A 23,352-nucleotide genomic window follows, 5' to 3' on the forward strand; every position below is an offset into this window, starting at 1 on the left:
CGGGCCCATTGACGAACGGCGTTCCCCTCTCCAGCGACGCGGTCGCTACAATGGAGCGCCATCAATGAAACGCGCGCAGTTGGATGAGATCTTCGCCTTCATGGCCGTCGTGGACGCGGGCAGCTTCGTGGGCGGCGGTCAGGCTCTTGGCCTGACGCGCTCGGCGGCGGGCAAGGCCTTGGCCCGGTTGGAGTCACGCCTCGGGGTGCGCCTGCTCAATCGCACGACGCGCCAGCTGAGCCTCACCGATGAAGGCCGTGTCTTCCATGAGCATTGCCTGCAGGTCCTCGCGGCCCTGGACGACGCGGAGGCCAGCGTCGGACAGCGCGCGGGAACTCCCCGGGGGGTTCTCCGGCTCACCCTGCCGGCCGCGTTCGGCAGACGGCAGGTCCTTCCCTTGCTGCGGGACTACCTGCGCACCTGGCCCGAGCTTCAGGCGGAGGTGAGCTTCACGGACCGCGTCTCGGACATCATCGAGGAGGGCTACGACCTGGCCGTGCGCATCAATGCCTCCAGCACCGATACGCGCCTGGTCTCCCGGGTCGTGGCCCGACACCCGGTGTTCGTCTGCGCCGCGCCCTCCTACCTCGAGGCGCACGGCGAACCCGGCACGCTGGAGGACCTGGCGGGGCATGACTGCCTGCTCTTCAGCAGCCGGACGCGACGGCAGCACTGGCGTCTGCGTGAGAAGGGCGGCCCCCCGGTGAAGGTGGAGGGACGAAGCCGCCTGCGGCTCGACAGCGGCGAGGCGATAAGGGACGCGGCCGTCGCGGGGCTGGGCATCGCCTATCTTCCCGGCTTCCTGGTCGGCGAAGACCTGGCGAGCGGGCGGCTCAAGGCGCTGCTGCCGTCATGCGAGACGGAGCACGTCCCGATCATGGCGCTCTATCCGAGCAGACGTCACTTGCCGGCGAAGGTGCGGCGCTTCATCGACCTGATGGTCGAGCGGTGGAGCTCAACGACACAGGCATGAGATCCGCGCGCGCTCCAACGTGGCGCGCTCCTCCACGAGGTGGCACCTGCGCAACGTGTTCGCGAAGCTCGACGTGAAGGCGCGGGAACGGCTGCAACGGACCCCCTGACGCGGCGCTGAGTGTGGGTGGCGCGTGGCCGTTGGGCCCCGACCCGGGTCTCTGGGGCTGGCACGCCACGTCGTGGCGCCCATGGAGGCCGGGGCCGCGTCGTCGGGATGACGGCGGCAGCCGGCTGGGAAGGGAAAGTCCGGATGAAGGCGAACCGCTGGCTGTTGCTGGGGGCCCTGGGTGTGGCCCTCGGTGTCGTGGCTTGTAGCAGTGGAGAAATCGGCAAGCCGCCGGATAACAACCCGCCGGTCACCGTGGATGCCGGGACGGACGCGGGGCAGCCCCTCCCCGACGCGGGGCCCGGCTCCCAGTGCCTCAACGAGGGCACGGCGTGCAGCCGGGACTCCGGCGCCCAGTGCTGTACGGGCCTCTGTTCGGACACGGGTGTCTGTCCGGCCCCCAGTGCCCAGTGCACCGCCGCGGGCGCGGCCTGCACCAGCGGCATCGAGTGCTGCACGAACAGCTGCCTGGACGGCAAGTGCTCCACGCTGCAGTGCCTGGACGTGGGCAGCACGTGCGCCAGCGCGGAGGCGTGCTGCACGAAGCTCTGCGGCGCGGATGGCAAGTGCGCGGCGCTGCCCTCCAGCGGCACCAGCAGCTGCAAGGTTCCGGGCCAGGCCTGCACCGGCGCGGGGGACTGCTGCTCCAGCAACTGCCAGGGTGGGGTCTGTAAGCCGGCGTACTCGTGCCAGGCCAACGACGACCTGTGCATGAAGGGCGCGGACTGCTGCGGCGGTGTGTGCTCGCAGGAGAGCACGGGCACCCCGGGCCGCTGCGTGGCGGTCAGCGGTGGCGGCGCGGGCGGCTGCCTCCAGGACGGCAACCCGTGCTCGGGCTCCAGCACCTGCTGTTCGCGCACGTGCGTGGACCTGGGCTACGGGACCACCGTGTGCCAGCCGGTGGGCGGCTGCCGTCCCACGGGCGACTACTGCACCAGCGACGGCGTGTGCTGTGGCGGTGAGAAGGTGTCCAACGCGGTGGACTGCCGCGCGAGCCGCTGTGACAAGCCGAATGGCTGCAACCCGGTGGGCAACATCTGCGGCAGCGGCCAGCTGCCCGACGGCGGCATCATCGACGTGAACGCCCGCGAGGCCTGCTGCGACGGCCAGAAGGCCGTGTGCAAGGTGGACTCCGCCGGCGTGCCGCGCTGCTTCGGCGGCTGCCCCAACAACAACTGCCCGGCGGGCTGCCCCACGGGCTACACCGGCGAGGCGCCGTGCTGCATCGCGCAGGAACAGCAGTGCCAGTTCTCCGACCAGTGCTGTGGCGGCGCGCGCTGCCTGCCCGGCGCGGATGGCGGCCTGACCTGCCAGAAGGTGACGTGCGATCCCGTGGGCACGACCTGTGACCCGCAGAACTCCAAGTGCTGCGCCGGGACCACCTGCTCCATCGTCTCCGAGTTCGCCTACGCCTGCCGTGCCGGGGCCGTGCCGGGTGGCGGTACCGACGGCGGTACGGGCACCCAGGACGGCGGGACGGACGCGGGCACGTGCGCCGCGAACGGGAAGGCCTGTGGCTCGGGTGCCGCCTGCTGCTCCGGCATCTGCACCAATGGCACCTGCGCGGCCCCCAGCGCCTGTCAGCCCCAGGGCCAGGCCTGCACCTCGCCCGCGGACTGCTGCGTCGGGCTCGGCTGCAACATCCCGGGCGGGAGCGTCGTCGGCACCTGCGAGACAGGCTCGACGTGCTCCGCCGCCGGTCAGGCGTGCTCACCCACCAACCCGTGCTGCCCGCGGCTCAACTGCGAGACGGTCACCGGGGAAGCCTGCACCGGGACGACGTCCTGCACGTGCAACGGCACCATCGGCTGACAGGAGACACCATGCTCACATCCCATCCGCGTACCCTGACCGCTGTCGTGTGTTCCCTCTTGCTGTCCCTGGGCCTCACGGCGTGCGGTGATGACGACATCAGCTCCGACGAGCAGGCCCGCCGCGCGTACCTCGGGCTCGACAGGTCCGTGAGCAAGGCCTTGCAGCTGGGCTTCACCGGCTTCAACGCCGCGTCCAGCGCGAACATCCCGCCCCAGTCCACGACGGGCGACGCCTCCGGGACCCTGCTCGTCAGCGGGCAGGTGGACCAGGGCAGCTCGGCCAACAAGGGCATGCGCCTGCGCATCGGCATGACCGGGTATTCCGACGGCGAGATCGTCGTGGGCGAGGACGAGGACCCGGTGGACCTCACCTACGCTTCGAGCACCGACACGACGACGCAGCCGGAGCTCACCCTCCAGCTGCGCGACATCCCGGACGGCCCCTTCAGCGGGACGCTGAAGGGGCCCTTCCAGATGACCGGGGACCTGGAGGGCAGCGTCACCCTGGACCTCACCCTCACGGGTGAAATCGAGGACGACGGCACCGGCCAGGTCCGCCGTACGCCGGGCAGCACCCACGTGACGGGCACCGCCACCTCCGGAGACGGCGTCTACACCGTCGACGTCACGCGGTAGCGCGGCGCGCTTCGCCCCCGGGAGGCAGCTCCCGGGGACGGAAGCCCGCTGGCTCCGTGCTTCGACATGTCGAACGGGCGTCGAACGAGGGGCTTCGACACGTCGAAGGGGGCGAAACAGGGCCTGGGACACGCGGTTCGAGGGGCCTGCACCCTGGCACGCCGCGTGTACTGGGTGGGTTCGTCGCGAGCGGCGCGAAGCCGCTCGGATCCAACCACCTCAGCGAAGCCCGGAGCGCCCCCCATGGCCAGCATCAACACCTTCACGTCCACCAACTGCGGTTCTTCCATTGGCACGGCCACCGGCGGCCCGATGCTCCCCGGCTCCGCCCTGGTGTCGATCAACGGCAGCACGGATCTCTCGCAGTGCATCAAGGGCGACGGCGGCTCGTACGTGCAGAAGATCTCCATCGAGAGCTACGAGGGCGACGTCTACACCAACAAGATCGTCGTCACGGGTTGCGGCCCGTCTGGCATGGGCAACCGCTCCGACTTCACCTTCACCATGTCCGGCGGCGAGGCCGTCACGCTCTCGATCGCGAGCACGTCGCTCGAGGACCACACGGTGAAGTGCAAGACGACCGGGCTCGTGCAGATCGGCTGGAACCTGAAGGACCAGTAGCCCCGCGGGAGACTCTTGGCGCTCCGGTGGTGGAGCAGGGCTGCACCGCCGGAGCGCCAGGGACTACTCGACGACGTACACCAGGCTCTCCCCCTGGTAGTAGGGGCGGTAGCGGACGCCGCCGCACTGCTGGTAGGTGACGCCGCCCGCTACCGTGGCCACGCATCCCGCGGGGAGCGCGGTGACGGTGTGCGCGCCCGCTGGCACCGCCACCACGGCCGTGTTCGTGCCGCCGTAATAGGCGTCCTGACGGGCGGCCGTGCGTCGCGAGGTGCGCCGCGCCACCCGGCGCGACGTGCCGTAGTACTGGGCCAGGGCCACCTGCGGGACCATCTCACCCAGGAAGAAGAGCCCCAGCAACAACGCCCCCGCCCGCTGGCGGGACCTGCGCGCGTGCATCCTCATTTCGAGCCTCCTTGCTGCGCCCCGCCCTGCGAGTCGGGTGCGAGGAACGACAGGCGCACCGCATCGCGTGGCGGCGTGAACTGGAATTGATCCGGGGTGAGCCGGGGCGACAGGTTCCAGTCGGACAGGCTCACCGAGTACTGCGGCGCTCCCGGCAGGTCCCGGGAGGTGATGACGTACTTGCGCGGCAGGGGCCGGGGGCCGTCCTCGACCCACAACTCCCAGTCCACGCCGTCGCTGTTGCGGAACGCCAGGTGGTGCACGGGCACGCCGTCCACCATGGAGCGGCCCAGGTAGCTCCCGGAGCACACGGCCTCGGTGAGGGCGGCGTAGGGGTTGCTGAGGAGGAGGTCCGACCCGGGCGGCTCCAGTCCCAGCCGCTGCGAGGCCATGTCCACCATGGCGTCCACGGTGGAGGGGGCGGGCGTCGTCGCATAGGCGTTGGCGCGCTCGCCGTGAAGCGTGAGCTGCCGGCCGTCGTAGAAGAGGTGAAGCTTCGCGAGGTCTCCGGTGCGGTCCACGCGGAGGCGGTTGGGCCGCTGCAGGCGCACGTCGCCCGCGCGCTGCATCTGGACCTTCTGCCCCGAGTCGAGCACCTCATCGAGCGTCCCCTCGGTGCGCACGGAGAACTCGCGCTGCGCGGCCAGGAAGTCGCTCATCTGGCGCAGGATGCGCTGGGCCTGGGGGTCGATTCGAGCGGCGGACTCGGTGGCCTTGGTTGACTCGGTGGATGCCTTCTCCTGCTGCGCCCCCCCGAGCAGGGGTGTCGCTCCCAGGAGAAGGGCGAGCAGGGGCCCGCACCACCTCTTCCTCGACCTTCCGCTGCTGCCTGTGTCTGTCATGAGCCCCTCCTGTGTCGCGAGATACGCCCCGGCCGCCAGGAGGCTTGCGCCTCACGTTTTCGGTCGTTGCCCCTGGACGTTGGGGGTGTGGCCGCCGGGTACCAAGGCTCACCGGCTCGACCGCCGCGCCGTCTGGTGCCTCGCGGCAGGCCGCCGCGTTCCGGAGGAACGCACGGCTCCCTGGAGGCTCGGAGGCGCTTGACTCGCCGGACGACGCGATGCGGTGGAGGGCGCGGAACGGACAATTGCAGCGCACCTTCACCGCGGCGGCCCGAAACGCCGCGGCGGTGTGAGAGGGATTGCGTCCGCCATGCGGGCGCGGCGACGCTGCGCCGCCATGACGACCAGGCGACTGATGCGGGTGGGCGTGGTGGGTGGCGGAGCCATGGGGTGCGGCATCGCACTCGAGCTCGCCATCGCCGGCAGGCGGGTGGTGCTCTACAACACGCGTGCGGACAGCAGTGAGCGCGCGAGGGTGAAGCTGGAGCGCGACGCGGCCCTGCTGGTGGAGACAGGCTTGCTGACGCCGGCGCAACGGGAGGCGGCGCTCGGGCGCATCCGGCGCACGCTGGTGCTCGCGGAGGCCGCCACGGATCAGGACCTCGTCATCGAGTCCGTGCCCGAGGACCTCGCGCTCAAGCAGGAGGTCTTCCATCAACTGGACGGGCTCGCGGCGCCGGACACCGTGCTTGCGTCCAACACGACCGCGCTGAGCGTGACGGCGCTGGCCCGTGACTGCACCCGGCCAGAGCGCGTCCTCAGCGCGCACTACTACCTGCCAGCGCACCTGGTTCCCCTGGTGGATGTCATCCCCGGAGAGCGGACCTCCCCCGACGTCGTGGAGGCCGTGCGCCAGTGGCTCGAGGCGCTTGGCAAGACGCCGGTGGTGTACGCGAAGGACGTGCCGGGCGCGTCGGTGGGCCCGCGCTTGCTGCAGGCGCTCATCGGCGAGGGCATCCGGCTGGTGCAGGAGGGCGTGGCGACTCCGGAGATGGTGGACCGCGTGCTCACCCAGGGCATCGGAAGGCGCCTGGGCGTGTCCGGCGTCTTCGACCGGCTGGACCTGGCGGGGTTGGACCTGGTCACCGGCGTCATGCGCAACGCCGGGCGGCCGGTGCCACCGGTGCTCGCGCGCAAGGTGGAGCAGGGGGAGCTGGGGCTGAAGACGGGGCAGGGCTTCTACACCTGGACGCCGGACGCCACCGCCGCCTTCGAGGAGCGCGTCGCGCGCGGCCTCATCACCCAGCTCCGCGAGGACCGGGCCGAGGGCCGCCTCCGCGCCCCCACGCCGGAGGCCACGGAATGAGTCCGCGGCTCGTGCTGCTGGATCCGGGCGTGCTGTCGGACTTCCTCGCGGACGCCCAGCGCGAATACGCGGCCTGCACCCCGGAGCTGCCGCCCCGGAGCTGGGCCGTGTTGCTGGGGCGCTTCGTCGAGGACGGGATGCGGGTGGAGCGCCTCCGCTTCGCCACCAACATCCGTGAGACGGACGAGGCCGTGCTCCAGGAGTTCGACGCCGCCATCATCCCGCGCTTCGGGGCCTGCTACGCCAATGGCCGTCGCGGCTACTGGTGCGAGCCCCGGGAGCTGCTGCGCATCACCTCGGAGGCGGAGGCCGAGGGGCTGGAGGTGCTGGGCTCCATCCACCTGCACCCGGACTGGCACCGCATCGGTCCGCCCCACGAGCGCGGCCTGCGGGTGAGCCAGGAGCCCACGCCCATGGACCGGCACCTGTTCCAGGGCGCTGGCTGGCCGCTCAACATGATCCTCTACCTGGAGCGGCGGGAGGGGCGGCTCTACCACGCGCTCGGGGCCTGGGCGCCTCCGGACGCCGCCGCGCCCGACGCCGGCTGCCGCGCCCTGGGCCTGCACTTCGGCATGCCGGAGCTCCAGGGCAAGGCCTCCGGCGTGCGTTGACGCCCTGCTGGGCCCCGGGGCTCCCGCTCCTCTATATTTCGCGCATGTACACCTGTCCCGCGTGCAAGGCGTTCACGAGTCCGTTTCCTGGGAAATGCGTGGACTGCAAGGCGACGCTCCAGCCGGCGCCGAAGCCTTCGGTGGAAGGCAACCCCTGGCTGCCCCGGCCCTCCATCGACGACAAGCAGAAGGACGGGGACCAGGAGCAGTTCAGCATCCTCTGGGCCGCGCACGAGTGCATCGTCACGGGCCGGGAGGTGGGGGCGGAGGGCTTCGAGACGGACCGGAAGCAGTTCGCGCGGGAGTCCCGGGCCCTGCCCACGAAGACGAAGGAGGAGGTGGCGCTCAAGAAGGGCCGGGTCGAGCAGCTGCTCAAGGCGCTCACCCAGGCGCTGGGCGCGGAGCATGGCCAGTTCCTCATCAACCTGGCGATGCTCGGGTACCGGACCTCCGGTGGCGGGCGGGCCCGCAAGGTGTCCAACCTGCTGCGGAGCCTGGAGGACGGGGAGGGCACGCCGGACGTGTACCTGCGGCCCTTCGAGGACCCGCTCCCGTTCGTCATCCGGGGCCTGATGGGAATCATCCAGACCCGGGGGCTGGCGCTCGCGGGCAATCTGGATCAGCTGGCCTTCCAGGAGGGTGCCTCCTCCGGGAAGTACGTCCCCCCGAGCCGCTTCACGGCGAGCTTCCCGCTGACGCTGACGCAGAGCCACGAATCCCCGCCGCTGCGCACGCTCAAAGAACCGCGGTTTCCCAGCGGAGGCAGCGACGCGCAGGACTCCCGCATCAAATACTCATACATGGGGTCGTTCGGGTTCTCCGAGCCGTCCTATACGTCGTGGAAGGCGGAGACGGACGGCCCCGAATACGACGGCACCCGTCTGTCATTGGGCGCGTACTCCCTGGATGAAACCTATCTCCTCCACCTGCTGGGGCTGCTGAGGCAGGCGCTGGCGAAGGAGTCGGAGCACCGCAAGGGCTACAAGGGATATGGGGGCGTCCGGATCCGCCACGTGGAGGCGCTGCTGGTGGTCGCGAAGAAGAGCGGCCACGCGCTGGCCATCGCGTGGGTCCGGCAGCTGGCGGAGGTCGCCAACGTGCTGGCCCATGCCGCGGGGAAGAAGGCGGGGCAGGAGGGCCAGGCGGGACTGGCGGCCTTCTTCCACTTCGTGCAGGGCCGCATCCACCGGCGGGCCATGAAGCTGGAAGTGCTGAAGGCCCGCCCTGGCGACCTCAGCGCCTTCGACCACATCTGGGTCTTGGAGTCCTCCCTGTGGGAGCTGGCCTTCATGGGCGCGACCTGCCTGTCCCTCACGGAGCTCCAGGACGCGCTGGGCTCGCTGCCGGAGCTGGCGAGCCACTGGAAGCCCTCGGTGGGGACCGACGAGACGGCGCTCCACGAGATCCTCCAGAACGTCCCCACGGGGCAGCTTCCCCAGGACTTCAACCGCATCTACGCGCCCACGGGTACGACCGCGGCGAAGTGCCTGAGTGAGGTCCTCCTGCGGATGAACTACCAGGTCCACGAGGTCACTCCGAGCCCGGACACCCTGGACCCCTTCGTTCCCTACTTCGAGTTCTACATGGGGGGCTTCCTCAACGCGCCCGACGTCCCCATGGCGGCGGTGGGCACGCAGGTCTGGGTGAACCTGTCGGACAGCCTGCACACGAAGCTGCTGAAGCCGGGGCTCCAGGCGCCGAACCCGGGCACGGTCATCGCCGGCCTGCTGGCGCAGTACGTAGCGGCCCTGGGCGTGGACGACACCCTCCCCATGCTGCTGGTGGTGGACTTCACCAAGTTCGGCGGGGAGATGCCGAACAGCCACCTCTATCCCATCCTGGCGCAACTGGCCTGCGCGCTGGTCACGGACCATGGCGTCCAGCACGTGGTCTTCCTGCGCTCGAACCTGAAGTTCAACACGGGGCCGCTGGACCGGTACCAGTCCGGAGAGATCCTCGTCTATCGCCAGGGACCGGGAAACCTCCTCGGGCGGCTGAGGACGCGGATGACGAACGCGTTCGTGGACGGCATGGTGAAGGTGGACATCGTGCAGGCCTGGGGCCTGGAGGGGGAGTACGTCCCTCTCATGAAGAAGGTGTACCTGCTGTCGGATGCCATCAGCTGCTGGCGCTGGGCGAGGTACGCGGCGGAGTGGTGACCCCACCGCCGCCCACGCGCCAGCTCAGAGCGCCTTGACGTAGCCCGAGAGTTTCGGATTGCAGGTCCGCGCCTTCTGGACCGCGGCCTCGGCCGCCTTCTTCCCGGCGTGGATCCTCGTCACGATGAACAGCCCTGGCGTCAGGCGCTTGAGCGGCGTGCTCGCGAGGACGAGGAACCCGGCCGCGCAGCCCTGATCCCGCTGCGCGCCATCGCGGTATGCCATGGCCTCCTGGACCGTCTTGAAGCTCCCGAGGATGGCCGCGTAGCTCCCGGGCCGGTGCTGGAGCTCCTTCACCGCCTTGCGGCCCGCGGCATCCCAGCGATAGGCGTCGAGCTTCCACTGGTCGGGCTCGCCGCTCTCGGCATCGGCGGAGAGGAACGCATACTCCCTGAAGAAGCCTTCGACAGGTGAGCCCGGCGTCAGCGGGTAGGGGCCGACGAAGGACTGCTCCGGACCGGCGAAGTTCTCATCCCCGTTCCAGGCCTCCGTCACCCCGCCGTCCTTGACCGCGTAGAGGCGGTGCCGGCGATGGACATGCTCGAACCCGCTCTCCTGGGTGACGAGGAGGCCCCACGTCTCGGCCTCCAACTGGACTGGCTGGACGGAGGTCGTGACGCTCCGCTCCTCCTCGCCGGAGGTCCAGCTCTCGGAGGAGGCGGCCGTGCGGGGCTCCTGCTGGAGCCCGTGCGCCATGCCGTCAGGCAGCTTCGCCTTGCGCTGTTCTCCGGACGCGCCACTCAGCTCTAGTTCCAGGTGGCAGGTGTCGCCCGCCTTGCGGCAGCCCGTGGCGCGCAGGACATACATCGCATCGGTCTTCTCGCTCGCCTTGAAGCGCTTGAGCTCGAGACCGTCCTGCGCCGGCGGCGCGGCGCTGAGTGTCCGAGGAACGGCCACGCCCAGGAACAGCATGAACACCGAACCCAACGTGGACCGATTTCCCAAACCCATGGTCACTGCCTCCCTGAACCGGTGCTTCCCGCTGGCGGCATCCTAGAGGACGTCGCGTTACTGCCTCTGCTCCTGGCGCACCGGGAGGCCTTCGACACGGTCGAGCGCTCCAATGCCCGGGCTCGTGTCGCCCGTGCATTCCATGCTCATGTATCAGGCACGGTCATGACTTCCCCTCCCTTGCCCCCAGACCTCGAGTCGCGCCGCTCCCAGATGTTCCCCGTCCTGGACGCTCGGGACCAGGAGCGCATGCTCCGCTTCGGTGAGGTCCGGCACTTCCTTGATGGAGAGTGCCTCGTCGCGGCCGGGCAACCGGGCCCTGGGATGTTCGTGCTCACCCGGGGGCGCGTGGCCATCTCCCGGCGCGATGGCCTGGGGCACTCGATTCCCATCGTGGAGGAGGGCCCGGGTCAGTTCCTCGGTGAGGTGGCCCAGCTCTCCGGTCGCCCTTCGCTCGTCGACGCTCACGCGGTGGGCGAGGTGGAGGTGCTGGTCATCCCCCCGCACCGGCTGCGCGCGCTGATGGTGGCGGAGGCGAACCTCGGAGAGCGCATCATGCGCGCCCTCATCCTGCGCCGCGTGGGCCTGCTCGAGACAGGTGCCGGGGGCCCCGTCCTGGTGGGCCCTCCCGAGGGCGCGGGCAGGGTTCGCCTGGAGGGCTTCCTCTCGCGCAATGGCCACCCGTACCTCGCGCTGGACCCGGAGCAGGGCGGCGAGGCCGCCTCGCTCATCGAGCGCTACGCGCCACGCGCGGAGGAGTTCCCGCTCGTGGTGTGCCCCGATGGCTCGGTCTTGAAGAACCCCCCGGAGAGCACCCTGGCCCGGGCGCTCGGCCTCCTCCCGGAGGGGGCCTTCGAGACGCGCTATGACGTCGCCGTGGTGGGGGCGGGGCCCGCGGGGCTCGCCACCGCCGTGTACGCGGCCTCCGAGGGCCTGCGGGTGCTCGTCCTGGATCAACGGGCCTTCGGGGGGCAGGCGGGCGCGAGCGCGCGCATCGAGAACTATCTGGGGTTCCCCACGGGTATCACCGGTCAGGCGCTCACCGCGCGCGCCTATGTGCAGGCGCAGAAGTTCGGCGTGGAGATGGCCATCCCGGCGGAGGTCGCCTCCCTGCGCTGCGCGGACCCGGACGCGCCGCTCGCGCTCCAGCTGACCGACGGGCGCAAGGTGCGAACGCGGACCGTGGTGGTGGCCAGCGGCGCCCGCTACCGCCGCCCCGCGCTCGCGGACCTCGCCCGGTTCGAGGGCCGTGGGGTCTTCTACTGGGCCAGCCCCATCGAAGCGCGCATGTGCGACGGCGAGGAGGTCGTGCTCGTCGGCGGTGGCAACTCCGCGGGCCAGGCGGCCGTGTTCCTCGCGAACCACGCGCGTCGGGTCCGCGTGCTCGTGCGGGGGCCGGGGCTCGCCGCGAGCATGTCCAGCTACCTCGTCGAGCGCCTGACCGCGTCCCCTCGCATCGAGCTGATGCTGGAGACGGAGGTGGTGGCGCTGGCGGGCTCGGACGAGCGCGGCCTGCAGCGCGTACGTTGGCGGCACCTGCCCAGCGGGCGGGAGGAGGAGCACGAGGTGCGCCACCTCTTCCTCTTCATCGGGGCGGACCCGGCCACGGACTGGCTCGCGGGCTGCGGTGTCGCGCTGGACGCGAAGGGCTTCGTGCGCACGGGCGTGGCGTCAGGCGAGCAGCCGCGCCAGGCGGAGGCCTGGGCGGCCACCGGGCGGGCACCCTTCGCGTTGGAGACGACCCTGCCCGGCGTGTTCGCCATCGGCGATGCACGCGCGGACTCCGTCAAGCGGGTGGGCGCGGCGATCGGCGAGGGCTCGGCGGTGGTGGCGCAGCTGCACGCCTGCCTGGCCTCCGCCACCGCGTCCGAATCCCGGCACGGCAGCACGGGGGGGCCGCCAGATGCGTTGCGATAGGCCCCCTCGCATCCCCATGTTCGACACCCGGGGGCCAGCGCACGGATGCCCCCACACGGAGCGCGAGCCATGAAGAAGGCATGTTCCCATCTGGAAGCGACCGAGCACCACCGGACGGCTCCCGTCCACCCCAGCGGCCATGGCTGTGTGGAGTGTCTGAAGGACGGAGGGGACTGGGTCCACCTCCGGATGTGCCTGACCTGCGGGCACGTGGGCTGCTGCGACGACTCGCCGTCACGCCACGCGACCCGGCACTTCCACGCCAGCTCCCACCCGGTCATCAAATCGTTCGAGCCTGGGGAGGACTGGGCCTGGTGCTTCGTGGACGAGCAAATGCTCGAGCGGATCCCCACCTTCCCAGGCGAGTCACCGCCGGTGCACTACTCGGCCCCGTGAGCGCGCGCCAGGCCCAGCCCGGACTTCAATAGCAGGCGCACTCGTTCCTGCTGGGGCAGAAGCCACCCGAGTAACCGCTGTCGAGGCAATACTGGATGCAGGCGTCACAGGTATACGCCTGCCCCTGGGGTGCTGGCGTGGAGAAGGCCTGTGTGGCGCCGAATGACAAGGCAGCGGCCGCAACGACAGTGAACAATGTCTGTCCCGCGTTCTTCAACAAGCGAATCATGACAACCTCCTGAATGGGCGGATGCACGGTCGGAACACCGCGGCAAGGGCTGCGGCCTGAACGCTAGCCTTGCCATGCGAAGCCGTCAAAGCCGCACAGTCAGGGCCCGTCGTCAGGTGTTCGCGGTGTGGGTGCGGGGAGGGACACACGGGCGGCGCAACGTGTGGCGGCTACAGGGGGCCGGCGCAGCTGCTGGTGTGAGCGCCCGGCGGGCACCAGTAGTTGGTGATGTTCAACTGGGCTTTGGTGCCGGTGCGCGCGTCGCAGGAGCTGCCGCTGCTCCAGTTGGACTCATGCAGGGTGATGCGGTTGGGCGAGGCGGCGGTGTTCACGCTGTCCACGAACGCGGTGTGGCCCGCCGGGTTCGACCCGAGGATCATCGCCACGCAGCCCGGGTGCGCATGGTTGCTATTGATGATGGCCTTCTTGTCGGCCCAGCTGAACAGGCCATAGGGCAGATTGATGCCGTAGGAATCATGCTCCGTCCGGCAGCGCGCGTAGATGACGCATTCGTCATCACAGGACGGTGCGCAGGGCCCGTCGAAGGCCTGGGCCGACACTTCGCGGTCATCCACCTCCGCCGCCGGGGACTCCAGCTGCGCGGGCGTCTGCTCCTCGCTGAGGCCACAACCCGTGAAGGCCAGGGAGAGGGTGAGAACAGACAGCGCGGCCAGCTTGGACTTGAACGTCATGGGACTGCCTCCGTAGCGGAACGATGCGGAGGCAGCCTATCATAAGACTTGCTTGAATGTCAGTCAGTTCCGGATTTTCAGCTTTAGTTGTGTCTTTTCAGTTCACGAGCCGGTGCATCACTTCTCCAGGTCGCCGACGACCTTCTGGAAGGGCGACGGCTGGCCGGACATCTTCTGGAAGAAGTTCCGGGCGTCGGTGCCTTCGTCGTAGTTGTCGATGGTCTCGAACTCCTCCCGGAGGCGGAGGCGGTCGTCGACGGTCTCCTTCATGTCGGCCGAATGCGACGGGTACTGCTTGAAGACGGGTGCGTCGGCGTGCTTGCTCCTTCCTGATTCCAGGGAGCTACGGCGAAGCGGGGGGCCTTCCGGAGGGCCCCTGGTGACTGGAGTCGGGGGCTCTGGAGTCATCAGGGGCAGAGAGGCAGCGCTAGAAATTGAGCCAGCGGTAGCCCGTGCTCGCCGAGCCCGAGCACAGCAGGGAGTTCACGCTGTGGCTCGTGGCGTTGCAGCAGTCCTTCGTCGCGTTCGGGGTCGTGCACCGCTGGTTCACGTACAGGCTGCACGACGGCAGTCCGGCGCACGATGACGCACACGCGGTCAATACTCCGTCGCACGTCACGCCCTGGTTGTCGGTCGACGAGCAGGTGGTCCCCGTACAGGAGACCGATGTTCCCCCGGCGCAGGTCGCCGTACAGGTTCCGAACTGGGACACCGTCCGCGCTTCGGCCTCGGGGGCCATCGTGTCTTCAAGGGCCGGACCTCCGCACGCCAGGAGGGAAAGGCCAACCACCGTCACCATCGCAGCAAGAGAGAGCTTCATGGGAAACCCCAGGGGGACCTTCGAGTGGACTTCAAACCCTATCATGGCGAGGTAGCCCCCTGCTTCTACCGAGGCGACTTCGCCAGGCGCCTCATGCGATGGGTCGTGGCGGAGCGCCGGTGATCTTCCTGCCGGCACCGGCCACATGTCAGGCCTACGCGCCAATCTTCGTGTGTTTCGGACACGAAGGTTGCCGGGGGCAGCCAGCCAGGGAGAGGGACATGTCGCTGAAGGGAGTTGCGCAGGAGACGGTGGGAATCGTGGAGCGGGGTGAGTACGTGGCGCCGTCCGGGAGGCCCGTGCGGTTCCGGGAACAGGTGGAGCGCGCCCAGCGCGGGACGGTGCTCTACCGGCCCGGCGACTTCGCGCGGCTGCCCCGGCCCGAGCCTCGCGCGGGAAGCGTCGCGCTTCGCATCGAGGTCACGTCAGAGAAGACCGGCGCCGCGGCGCGGCGGTGGGTGGAGGCGGAAGGTGTGGAGGACGTCGTCGCGCTCAACTTCGCGTCCGCGAAGAACCCGGGCGGCGGCTTCCTGGGCGGAGCGAAGGCGCAGGAGGAGGACCTGGCGCGCTGCTCGGCGCTCTATCCGTGCCTCCTCACGCAGCGCGAGTACTACGACGCGAACCGTGCGGAGTCCTCACCGCTGTACACGGACCACCTCATCTACTCGCCCCAGGTGCCCTTCTTCCGAGACGAGGGGCTCACGCTGTTGGAGACGCCCTTCCGCGTGTCCGTCATCACCGCGCCCGCGCCCAACGCAGGCTCGGCCGCGCGGAATGCACCGCACCTGCTGCCCCGGATGCGCGAGGCGCTGCACGCGCGAGCCCTCAAGGTGCTTCAGGTGGCGGCGCACCACGGGCACCGCACGCTGGTGCTGGGCGCGTGGGGCTGCGGTGCTTTCCGCAACAACCCCCACGACGCGGCGGATGCCTTCGCCAGGGCCCTGGACGCCTTCCCGGGCGTCTTCGAGCGCGTGGTGTTCGCGGTGTGGGAGCGTGGCGGGGACGGGCCCAACCTGCGGGCCTTCCGCGAGCGGTTCGCCTGACCGAGGCTCATCGCCACGCAGCCTCCATGTGCGTGGTTGCTGTTGAAGGAGTGGGCCTATCCGTAGGGCGTCTGCTTGTGGCGCTGGAACGGGTAGGCCAGCTGCCCCAGATAGGTCTCCGGCGGCTGGAACTTCGTGGTCCCGTACTTCGAGGGCCAGTGGGCCGGCATGTACGCGGTGCCGAAGATGACGTCGATGAACGACAGGAAGACGGCGAAGTTCTTGTCGATGCCTTCGTCGTCCGACGTGTGGTGCCAGTGGTGGAACTCCGGCGTCGCGAAGATCCAGCGCAGGTACGGCCAGCGGTGGTTGACGTTGGCGTGGATGTAGACCGCGTGGAAGGACACGAAGACGAGGTAGCCGTAGATGGCGGACGGGTGGAAGCCCAGGAGGAACACCGGCACGAAGCCCGCGAAGCGGTTGACCAGGGTGTCCACCAGGTGGCTGCGCGAGCTGGCCAGCCAGTCCATTTGCAGCGGCGAGTGGTGGATGGCGTGGAAGTTCCACATCCACCCGAAGGTGTGGAAAGCCCGGTGCACCCAGTAGCTCACCAGGTCGATGACGAGCAGGATTTCAAAGAACTGCAGCCAGATGGGCTGCGCGGCCACGTGCGCCTGGAAGTCCATCTTCACGGCCCAGGACAGGAACACCTGCACGGGGATGAGCACCGCGAAGGAGATGAGCTGTACGCCCACGTGGCTGACGAAGAAGTGTTTGAGGTCGGTCTGCCAGCCCTTGCGGAAGATCTTCTGGTCGTTCAGCGCCCACAGCCGCTCCATGGGGATGAACACCAGCCCGAGCACCAGCAGGTCCAACGCGAAGAAGTCCAGGCCCGCGCTCATCGCGCGCGGCGTGTGGGTCAGGGGCTCCGCCTCGCTGCCGCCCAGGAGCAGCGCCACCATGGCCAGCACCATGGCGATGCCGCCGTGCGCCTTGGAGCGCAGGGTCAGCACGCTGAAGGTGCCCAGCAGGAAGGTGGCGACGATGGACACCTGGAGGATGCCGCGGAAGACCTCCAGGTGCTCCACGTAGAAGGCCCGGCCGTCGTTGGACACGAGCACGTGGGGGAACAGGAAGCAGAACTCCGCGACGACGCAGAGCACGCCCAACAGCCCGCCCGTGACACCGGCGCGCTTGCCCAGGTCGATGCGCCGGGCGGGAGCAAGAAGGATTTCCAAGGAGGACCGTCCAGAAGGAGTGCGGCGAGGCCTGAGCCTACACCACCCGGGGCACGGCGCAGGAGGGCCCGTGGCGCATCTGGATCGCTCCTCGGCGGAACTGAACCCCCGGACCGCCAAGGTGTTTCAACAGGGCGGTCCGCTCTGGAGCGAATCAGTACGCGTAGAAGCAGACGCAGTCGCCGTAGCAGCGCCCGTAGTCGAACCCGTCCTCGATGCAGTCATTGACACAGCTGCCGCCGTGGGACCCCACGCAGGCGAGCGACTGGGACTGCTCGGAGGGGCCGGAGGAGGCGGCCACGGTGGTGCCGAACGACGCGGCCGCGCCGATGGCGACGGCGAGGAGCAGCTTTCCAAACTTCTTCACGGAGGGGCTCATGGTGACCTCGAAGCGGGGAGGGGACAGCGGCACGAGAGGATAGCAGAGGTCTTCCATTGGGAGTTCGACGGCATGACGTGACCGAGCCAATGTCAGACGAATCCCTGTCACAGCTGTGGCGGTACATGCGACGCAGCAGCCACTGCAGGCGCACGGGCTTCGCCGTCCCGGTGTCCAGGTTCTGCCTGTTGAACACCCAGAGCGGAGGCCCGTGCGCCTTCAGCGGGCGCGGACGACGGCCAGCGTGGTGAGGCTGCCGCCCTGGGACAGGTTGAGCATGCTGGAGGCGGACTGGCGCACGAAGAAGCCCTCCTGCCGGCCGTTCTCCCAGAGGAAGGGGTTCATGTCCGAGTTCAGCGACTGCTGGCGCACCTCGCTCCCGTCGAACACCGGGAACGCCTGCGGCTGCATGGGAACGCGCTCCTGCACCACCCAGGCCTCCCCCAGCGCCCGCTGGAGCGTGGCCTTCCAGGTGTCCGCGTCCGTCTGCCAGCCCAGCGTGACGCCGCTGCCGCCGAACTCGTTGACGGGCTTGAGCACCAGGTGCTCGCGGTGCTCCGCGATCCACGGCACCAGGTCCACGCTCGCGCCGTCGCGCGACGTGTGCTCCTCGCGCACCAGGCGCGTCCACGGCAGGTGCCGCTTGAGGAGCGCGCCGCGCTCCGCGTCGAGGGCGCCCTCGTCCGCCATGCGACTCATGACCGCGAAGAGCGCCTTGGTGCGCAAGATGACGGCGCGGAACAGCCCGTTGAGGAACCGCGCCGCGCCGTCGGTGAGCGCGCGCGTGACAGGGTGGTCCGGGCCACAACCGACCACGAAGCCCCCGAAGCCCACGGACGAGATGTACGTGACGACGTCCACCGGGAAGTCCCCAACGCGCAGCACGCCACCCGCGTACGTCCAGTCGTCCTCGGACGTGACGATGCGCTGGCGCACGCCGTGCGCCTCCAGGTACTGCTGATACGCCACCTCCTCGTCAGCGTCGTCCGGGCTGGCCGGGCCGAACACGGCCAGCGTGGGCAGCCCGGACCGTCCGCCCTTCGCCTGGAGCGCGCCGAGCGACCTCAACAGGTTGGGCGCGGTCGCCGGACGGGTGACTTCGTAGCGCCGGCCGAACGCCTCCATCACCGGCGCCACGTCGAAGGCCTGGCCCAGGTGGTGCGAGTTGATGGGGCCCCCCGGGTCGGGGTTGTACTCGATGAAGCGGATGACTCCGTCCGGCCCCAGGAAGCCATCCAGCCGCCCCACGACGGCCTGGTCCGGGCGCAGGCCGTCCACCGGCAACAGCATCTCCTCCCAGCCCTGCGGCGCGAGCGACGCCAGAAAGGCCGGGTCCCTGGCCGCCCGGGCCGCCAGCTCCTCCAGCGTCTGGCACACCGCGTGCGCGCCCCGGCGGATCTCCTGGTGCTGCTCCGGCGTCACGAAGAACGGCCGCAGCACGTGGTTGAGCCCCCGGCCGCCGTAGGTGATGCCCTTCTCCCGGGCGGTGCGCTCGAGCAGCTCATGGGTGCGGCGCGCCAGGTCGCCCTGCTGGAGCAGGTCGTCATGGAAGGCGATGGCGTCGGATAGGAGGGTGGTGGACATGGCGCGATTGGCTTTCAGGGCCCCTGGGGGCCGGGGCTGGAGTTGCCGCCGTCGGTGACGTAGCGCCACGAGCCATCGGCCTGGCGGCGCCACACGGAGAGGTATTTCACGAAGTCCTTCCGCGGCTGGCCCTGCGCGTCCTTGCCCGTCGAGATGGCGCGGCCCACCGTGTACGCCAGGTCCCCGGACGCCGCCGCGTCGCCCAGCACCGGCTCCCAGCGCAGGTCGGTCTGCTCCAGCGTGAACGGCGCGTAGGCCCTGGCGATGGAGTCCTGGCCGTACAGGCCCGCGGCGCCCGTCAGCAGCACCGCGTCCCGCGCCGCCCAGGCCGTGAACGCCTTGCCCATGCCCTCCCGCACGGACTGCGCGGAGAAGGCGCGGTCCGCCGCCATCGCCTCCTCCAGCACCGCGTCCTTCGACAGCGTGCGCGCCGCGGCTCCGGGCTCCGTGTTCGCCGGAGAGAAGCCCTCGGGCGGCGTCATGGGCGTCGTGGCGGCGTTGCGCACCGTGACGGCCACGCGCCACTGACCATCCGCCTGCAGCCTCCACGCGGAGATGTAGCGCCCCACCACCTGCTGCGTCGCCCCTTCCACGTCCACCGTCGCCGTGCCCACCGAATAGCCCAGCGTCCCGTCCGCGCTCACGTCCCAGCGCACCGGCTCCCACCGCGGCGCGCCGCCCTGCTCCAGCGGGTGCGCGGTCAGCCACGTCAGGATGGCCTGCCTTCCCTTCAGCGCGTACTCACCCTCCACCAGCATCACCGCGTCCTCCGCCAGGAAGTCCGAGAAGCCCTTCGCGGAGCCGGCCTTCGCGCTCGCCTCCGACATCGCCTGGTCCGCCTGCCGCAGCCGCGTGCGCGCGTCCGCCGCCGACGGGCCCACCGCCGCGCCGCCCCCAACGCCCGACGCACCCGCGAACATCCGGTTCATGGCTTCATTCCTTTCCAGTCATGAAGACCGGTTAATCACGCTCTGTATGACTACCTTGATTCGCTCTGGGATACACGCAATCGTGACTCATTCATGAATCTCTACGACGCGCAGACTGTCGACTCGTGCAACTGGCCGGACACGCCCGAGGGCCGGATGGCCCGGGACTTCATCGTGCCGCTGGTGAAACACGGCAGCACGGCGTACGTCACCGACCGGACCACCTTCCAGGTGCTGGCGCTGGAGGAGCTGCGCCTGCCGCTGGCCGTCAATGACACGGAGTATGACAACTCCGCGCTGCACTCCACCTTCTCTCGCTACATCACGTTGCAGATGACGGGGGTGACGGCGGAGGCGTTCGGCGCGGCGCGCGCGGCGGTGATGCGCGGCGCCATGCACACGGTGGGGGCGCTGCTCAAGGCGGCGGGCATCAACAAGGTGGTGCTGGTGGACCACTGGCTGGTGCTGCGCAACGTCCACTCGCAGCCCACCGGTGAACAGGTGGACCGCATCACCGCGTTCCTGGCGGAGCGGTTTCCGCACCACGCCATCGTCTTCTGCGCGCTCAACCCGGCCGGTTACGCGCCGCTGCTCAACACGCTCGTGGAGCGGGGCTACGCGCTGCTCTACGCGGCGCACACGCGCATGACGCTACCCCTGCAGGAGGTCAGCAAGCAGGTGCGGGAGAACCGGCGGCGCGACGCGCGGCTGCTGGAGGCGTCCGGCTACCGCGTGGTGGACGGGCGCGAGGTCCCGGACTGCGAGCCCCGGCTGGAGGAGCTGTATCGCGCGCTCAACGGCGGCAAGTACCACACCAACCTCCAGTTCACCCAGGAGTGGTACCGCTGGACGCTGCGCCAGGGCCTGCTCACCTACAAGCTGGCGGTGAAGGACGGGCGGGTGGACGGCTTCTATGCCCACCACGTCAGCCAGGGCGTCCTCTTCTCCCCGCTGTTCGGCTACGACCTGTCGCTGCCGCAGGAGCTGGGGCTGTACCGGGGGCTGGTGTTCCAGCTGATGAACGACGCGCTGGACGTGGGCCTCACCATCGAGCTGGGACCGGGCGCGGATCCGTTCAAGAGCATGCGCGGCTCCGTGCCGCTGCCCCGCTGGAGCGCCGTCTACACGGAGCACCTGTCCGGCCCGCGCCGCCTCGCCTGGCGCGCGCTCCAGCGCTACGCCAACGACGCCGTGCGGCCGCCCACGGTCGCCATGCTGCGCAAGGTGGACGGCGACGCGGTGGTGGGCTTCGGCCCGCCCCAGACGCCCCTGGCATCACCCCTGGGGCAGACGCCGCTGGAGGCGGCGCGAAAGGTGCGCGAGCAGCTGGACGCGCTGGAGGCGGCGCTGGACGCGGCGGCGAGCCTCCCCGGCGATGCGCGGCTCCAGGCCCTGGCCCCGCTGTCGCAGACGCTGCACAACTGGCCCCAGCCCATGTCGCGCGTGGTCGCGCTGCGCGAGCGGCTGACGAAGCTGGAGCACGAGGCGCGCCGCAAGCCCGCAAGGCCCGCCGAGCCCCAGGGTCCCACCCCGGCGGAGCACGCGCGGCAGTTGCTGGAATCCGCCACGCGCTGGGGCGACACCGCGCTGGTCGCCGCGCACCTGGGCGAAGCGCCCGCGCCGCACCTCAAGGCGCTGGTGGAGGCCCTGCGGGGCGCGGCCGGCAGCGTGGGCGTGGTGCTCACCGCCACGCGCGGCGACAAGGTGGTGCTGGTGACGGCGGCGAGCGCGGCGCTGCGCGGCCTGGGCCTGGACGCGGGGCAGCTCATGGCGGCGGCGGCGCCGTGCGTGGACGGCAAGGGGGGCGGGTCGCTGGACGTGGCCTGGGGCGGGGGCTCGCGCGCGGACGGCGTGGACGCGGCGCTGGACGCCGCGCGCAGCCGCGTGTGCACGCACCTGGGCGTCGAGTCCTGAGCCGACCATGATCCTCTACGACGCGACGACCATCCACACGGCCCCCTTCCCCGACACGGCGGAGGGGCGCGGCATGAGGAGCTTCCTCGTCCCGCTGGTCCAGCACGGCCCTGGCCCGTGGTTCGAGGACCGCGCGAGCATGTTCGTGCTGGGGCTGGACGACCTGCTCATCCCGCTGTCCGTCACCGACGGCACCTTCGGCAACTCGGTGCTGCATTCGGTGTACGAGCGCTTCATCGGCAGCCAGCGCAAGGCCATCCGGACCGGAAACTGGAAGCCCCTGGCCGGCTTCGCCGCCAGCAGCGCGCTCTGGGGCGTGGGCGCGGTGATGAAGACCCTGCGCCTGGACAAGGCCGTCCAGGTGGACTGCTGGCCCAGCCTGCGCAACGCGGGCGCGGACCTCACGGAGGACCAGGCGCGGCGTCTGACGGCGTTCCTCACCACGCGCTTTCCGGACCACGCCCCCTACTTCCTCGCGGTGAACCCCGTCACGCACGCGGCCCTGCTCAACCACCTCCAGGCACAGGGCTACGCGTTCTCGTACATGACGCACACGCGGATGATGCTCCCCTTCGAGGCGGAGCTGGAGCGGCGCGTCCGGGAGAACCGGCGGCGCGACGCGCGGCTGCTGGAGCCGTCCGGCTACCGCGTGGTGGACGCCCGGGAGCTTCCCGGCTGCGCGCCCCGGCTCGCGGAGCTGTACCGGCGGCTGCACCGGGAGAAGTACGCCACCAACCCGCCCATCAGCGTCACGTACATGGAGGAGATGCTGGCGGGCTCGCTCATGGACGTGCGCGCGCTGGTGAAGGACGGCCGCGTGGACATGTTCTACGCCACGCACGTGGTGAACGGCGTCATGTACTCGCCCGTCTCCGGCTACGACACGTCGCTGCCGCAGGAGGTGGGGCTGTACCGGTTGATCAACAACCTGCTGATGCGCGACGCGCAGGCGCGGGGCGTGACGCTGGAGACCGGCGGTGGCGCGGACCCCTTCAAGACGCTGCGCGGGGACCGGCCGGTGCCGCGCTACAACGCCGTGTACCTGCGCCACCTGCCGCCCTGGCGACACACCCCGTGGCGGCTGGCGATGAAGGTGGGCAACGAGCAGCTGCTGCCCTTCAGCCGCAAGCGCCTGCACGCCGTGGACGGCGAGGCGAACGTCGTGGGCTTCGACCGCGTCCCTGAGGTCTTCGCGCCCACCCTCCCCACGCCCCGCGAGGCCACGGCGCGGCAGGCGCAGGAGCTGACGGAGCTGGAGCAGGACCTGGCGCGGACGGAGGCCCTGGCCGGCAGCGAGCGCGTGCGACACCTGGGCGCGCTGCGCAAGCGCCTGGAGGATGAACAGCTGCCGCCCGCGCGGGTCGCGCCCCTGCTGGAGCGCTGGGAGCACCTGTCGCACGCGCCCCAGGCCGACAAGAAGGAGAAGCGCAAGGCGCAGCGGGCCGTGCGCGCGGAGCTGGCGCGGCGCCTGCTGGAGACCGCGACCACCGTGGGGGACACCACCGTGGTGTGTCACCACCTGGGGGACGGGCTGGACTTCCAGCCGCGCACCCTGGCGGAGCAGCTGCGCAAGGGGACCGGCTCCATCGCGGTGGCGCTGACGTCCACGCGGGATGGGACCCTGGAGCTGGTCACCGCGCTGGCGCCGCCGCTGGTGGAGCGCGGCCTGGAAGCACGGCGGCTCCTGGAACAGATGGTCCCCCCGGGGGTTGCCAGTGGGGAAGGGGGGGCGGAGCTGGCCTGGGCGGAGGCGGTCCTCCCCGATGACGACGTGAGCGCGGTCCTGGAGCGGGCCCGCGCGGTCCTTCACACCCGGCTGTCCATTCCGACGTAGCCGCAGTCCTT

Annotated in this window: 22 protein-coding genes; 13 read left to right on the forward strand and 9 right to left on the reverse strand. The window is 70.3% G+C overall.

Features of this window, described 5'->3' with window-relative positions; translation table 11 throughout:
* Positions 1-64: 64 nt before the first annotated feature.
* The 4 genes from AABA78_RS38280 to AABA78_RS38295 all read left to right on the forward strand — a co-directional run bounded on the left by AABA78_RS38280 (position 65) and on the right by AABA78_RS38295 (position 4,152).
* Positions 65-973 (forward strand): LysR family transcriptional regulator, encoded by a 909-nt coding sequence (locus AABA78_RS38280; protein WP_338270470.1) that lies wholly within the window; start codon positions 65-67, stop codon positions 971-973.
* Positions 974-1,225: 252 nt separating this feature from the next.
* Positions 1,226-2,893, forward strand: coding sequence for a hypothetical protein (locus tag AABA78_RS38285; RefSeq protein WP_338270471.1), 1,668 nt, complete (start codon positions 1,226-1,228; stop codon positions 2,891-2,893).
* A gap of 11 nt (positions 2,894-2,904) precedes the next feature.
* Positions 2,905-3,531, forward strand: coding sequence for a hypothetical protein (locus tag AABA78_RS38290; RefSeq protein ID WP_338270473.1), 627 nt, complete (start codon positions 2,905-2,907; stop codon positions 3,529-3,531).
* Between the two features lie 243 nt (positions 3,532-3,774).
* A complete protein-coding gene (locus tag AABA78_RS38295) occupies positions 3,775-4,152 on the forward strand; it encodes a hypothetical protein (RefSeq protein WP_338270474.1) in 378 nt (125 codons plus the stop codon).
* A gap of 63 nt (positions 4,153-4,215) precedes the next feature.
* Here the strand turns inward: AABA78_RS38295 and AABA78_RS38300 are convergent, their stop codons facing one another.
* Together AABA78_RS38300 and AABA78_RS38305 are read right to left on the reverse strand one after the other, a co-directional pair.
* A complete protein-coding gene (locus AABA78_RS38300; protein ID WP_338270477.1) occupies positions 4,216-4,557 on the reverse strand; it encodes a hypothetical protein in 342 nt (113 codons plus the stop codon).
* Positions 4,554-5,399, reverse strand: coding sequence for a DUF2092 domain-containing protein (locus AABA78_RS38305; protein ID WP_338270479.1), 846 nt, complete (start codon positions 5,397-5,399; stop codon positions 4,554-4,556). Before AABA78_RS38305 ends, AABA78_RS38300 begins: the two co-directional genes overlap by 4 nt.
* Before the next feature lie 337 nt (positions 5,400-5,736).
* On the opposite strand from AABA78_RS38305, the gene AABA78_RS38310 reads away from it, so the two are divergent.
* The 3 genes from AABA78_RS38310 to AABA78_RS38320 all read left to right on the forward strand — a co-directional run bounded on the left by AABA78_RS38310 (position 5,737) and on the right by AABA78_RS38320 (position 9,475).
* On the forward strand, positions 5,737-6,705 hold the full coding sequence (locus tag AABA78_RS38310; protein ID WP_338270480.1) for a 3-hydroxyacyl-CoA dehydrogenase family protein: 969 nt from the start codon (positions 5,737-5,739) through the stop codon (positions 6,703-6,705).
* Positions 6,702-7,316: an MPN domain-containing protein gene (locus AABA78_RS38315; RefSeq protein ID WP_338270482.1), complete on the forward strand. Its 615-nt coding sequence runs from the start codon at positions 6,702-6,704 to the stop codon at positions 7,314-7,316. Before AABA78_RS38310 ends, AABA78_RS38315 begins: the two co-directional genes overlap by 4 nt.
* A 98-nt stretch (positions 7,317-7,414) precedes the next feature.
* Positions 7,415-9,475 (forward strand): hypothetical protein, encoded by a 2,061-nt coding sequence (locus AABA78_RS38320; RefSeq protein WP_338270484.1) that lies wholly within the window; start codon positions 7,415-7,417, stop codon positions 9,473-9,475.
* A 24-nt stretch (positions 9,476-9,499) separates the two neighbouring features.
* Here the strand turns inward: AABA78_RS38320 and AABA78_RS38325 are convergent, their stop codons facing one another.
* A complete protein-coding gene (locus tag AABA78_RS38325) occupies positions 9,500-10,426 on the reverse strand; it encodes a hypothetical protein (protein ID WP_338270485.1) in 927 nt (308 codons plus the stop codon).
* A 180-nt stretch (positions 10,427-10,606) separates the two neighbouring features.
* On the opposite strand from AABA78_RS38325, the gene AABA78_RS38330 reads away from it, so the two are divergent.
* Positions 10,607-12,343, forward strand: a complete 1,737-nt coding sequence (locus AABA78_RS38330) for an FAD-dependent oxidoreductase (RefSeq protein WP_338270486.1) — start codon at positions 10,607-10,609, stop codon at positions 12,341-12,343.
* 69 nt (positions 12,344-12,412) lie between these two features.
* Entirely contained in the window at positions 12,413-12,739 is a 327-nt protein-coding gene (locus AABA78_RS38335) for a UBP-type zinc finger domain-containing protein (RefSeq protein WP_171412153.1), read from the forward strand.
* Between the two features lie 399 nt (positions 12,740-13,138).
* Here the strand turns inward: AABA78_RS38335 and AABA78_RS38340 are convergent, their stop codons facing one another.
* Together AABA78_RS38340 and AABA78_RS38345 are read right to left on the reverse strand one after the other, a co-directional pair.
* Entirely contained in the window at positions 13,139-13,660 is a 522-nt protein-coding gene (locus AABA78_RS38340) for a hypothetical protein (RefSeq protein WP_338270487.1), read from the reverse strand.
* A gap of 117 nt (positions 13,661-13,777) precedes the next feature.
* Positions 13,778-13,930 (reverse strand): hypothetical protein, encoded by a 153-nt coding sequence (locus AABA78_RS38345; protein ID WP_338270488.1) that lies wholly within the window; start codon positions 13,928-13,930, stop codon positions 13,778-13,780.
* A gap of 182 nt (positions 13,931-14,112) precedes the next feature.
* Between AABA78_RS38345 and AABA78_RS38350 the strand changes: the two genes are divergently transcribed.
* Both AABA78_RS38350 and AABA78_RS38355 read left to right on the forward strand, forming a co-directional pair.
* Positions 14,113-14,535, forward strand: a complete 423-nt coding sequence (locus AABA78_RS38350; RefSeq protein ID WP_338270489.1) for a hypothetical protein — start codon at positions 14,113-14,115, stop codon at positions 14,533-14,535.
* A gap of 166 nt (positions 14,536-14,701) precedes the next feature.
* Entirely contained in the window at positions 14,702-15,523 is an 822-nt protein-coding gene (locus tag AABA78_RS38355; RefSeq protein WP_338270490.1) for a TIGR02452 family protein, read from the forward strand.
* A gap of 56 nt (positions 15,524-15,579) precedes the next feature.
* On the opposite strand, the gene AABA78_RS38360 is transcribed toward AABA78_RS38355, so the two are convergent.
* From AABA78_RS38360 to AABA78_RS38375, 4 genes are all read right to left on the reverse strand, one after another.
* Positions 15,580-16,701 (reverse strand): sterol desaturase family protein, encoded by a 1,122-nt coding sequence (locus AABA78_RS38360; RefSeq protein ID WP_338270491.1) that lies wholly within the window; start codon positions 16,699-16,701, stop codon positions 15,580-15,582.
* Between the two features lie 154 nt (positions 16,702-16,855).
* A complete protein-coding gene (locus AABA78_RS38365; RefSeq protein ID WP_338270493.1) occupies positions 16,856-17,080 on the reverse strand; it encodes a hypothetical protein in 225 nt (74 codons plus the stop codon).
* A gap of 219 nt (positions 17,081-17,299) precedes the next feature.
* Positions 17,300-18,664 carry a hypothetical protein gene (locus AABA78_RS38370; RefSeq protein ID WP_338270494.1) on the reverse strand — a complete coding sequence of 455 codons (1,365 nt, stop codon included), beginning with the start codon at positions 18,662-18,664 and terminating at the stop codon, positions 17,300-17,302.
* A gap of 14 nt (positions 18,665-18,678) precedes the next feature.
* Positions 18,679-19,593: a YybH family protein gene (locus tag AABA78_RS38375; protein ID WP_338270495.1), complete on the reverse strand. Its 915-nt coding sequence runs from the start codon at positions 19,591-19,593 to the stop codon at positions 18,679-18,681.
* Between the two features lie 93 nt (positions 19,594-19,686).
* On the opposite strand from AABA78_RS38375, the gene AABA78_RS38380 reads away from it, so the two are divergent.
* Both AABA78_RS38380 and AABA78_RS38385 read left to right on the forward strand, forming a co-directional pair.
* The gene (locus AABA78_RS38380) at positions 19,687-21,507 is read left to right on the forward strand and encodes a DHHA1 domain-containing protein (RefSeq protein ID WP_338270496.1); all 1,821 of its coding nucleotides are present in this window, start codon (positions 19,687-19,689) and stop codon (positions 21,505-21,507) included.
* A 7-nt stretch (positions 21,508-21,514) separates the two neighbouring features.
* A complete protein-coding gene (locus AABA78_RS38385; RefSeq protein WP_338270497.1) occupies positions 21,515-23,341 on the forward strand; it encodes a GNAT family N-acetyltransferase in 1,827 nt (608 codons plus the stop codon).
* The last annotated feature ends 11 nt before the right edge of the window (positions 23,342-23,352 follow it).

The organism is Corallococcus caeni (assembly GCF_036245865.1).
In the GTDB taxonomy this organism is placed as follows: Bacteria; Myxococcota; Myxococcia; order Myxococcales; family Myxococcaceae; genus Corallococcus; species Corallococcus caeni.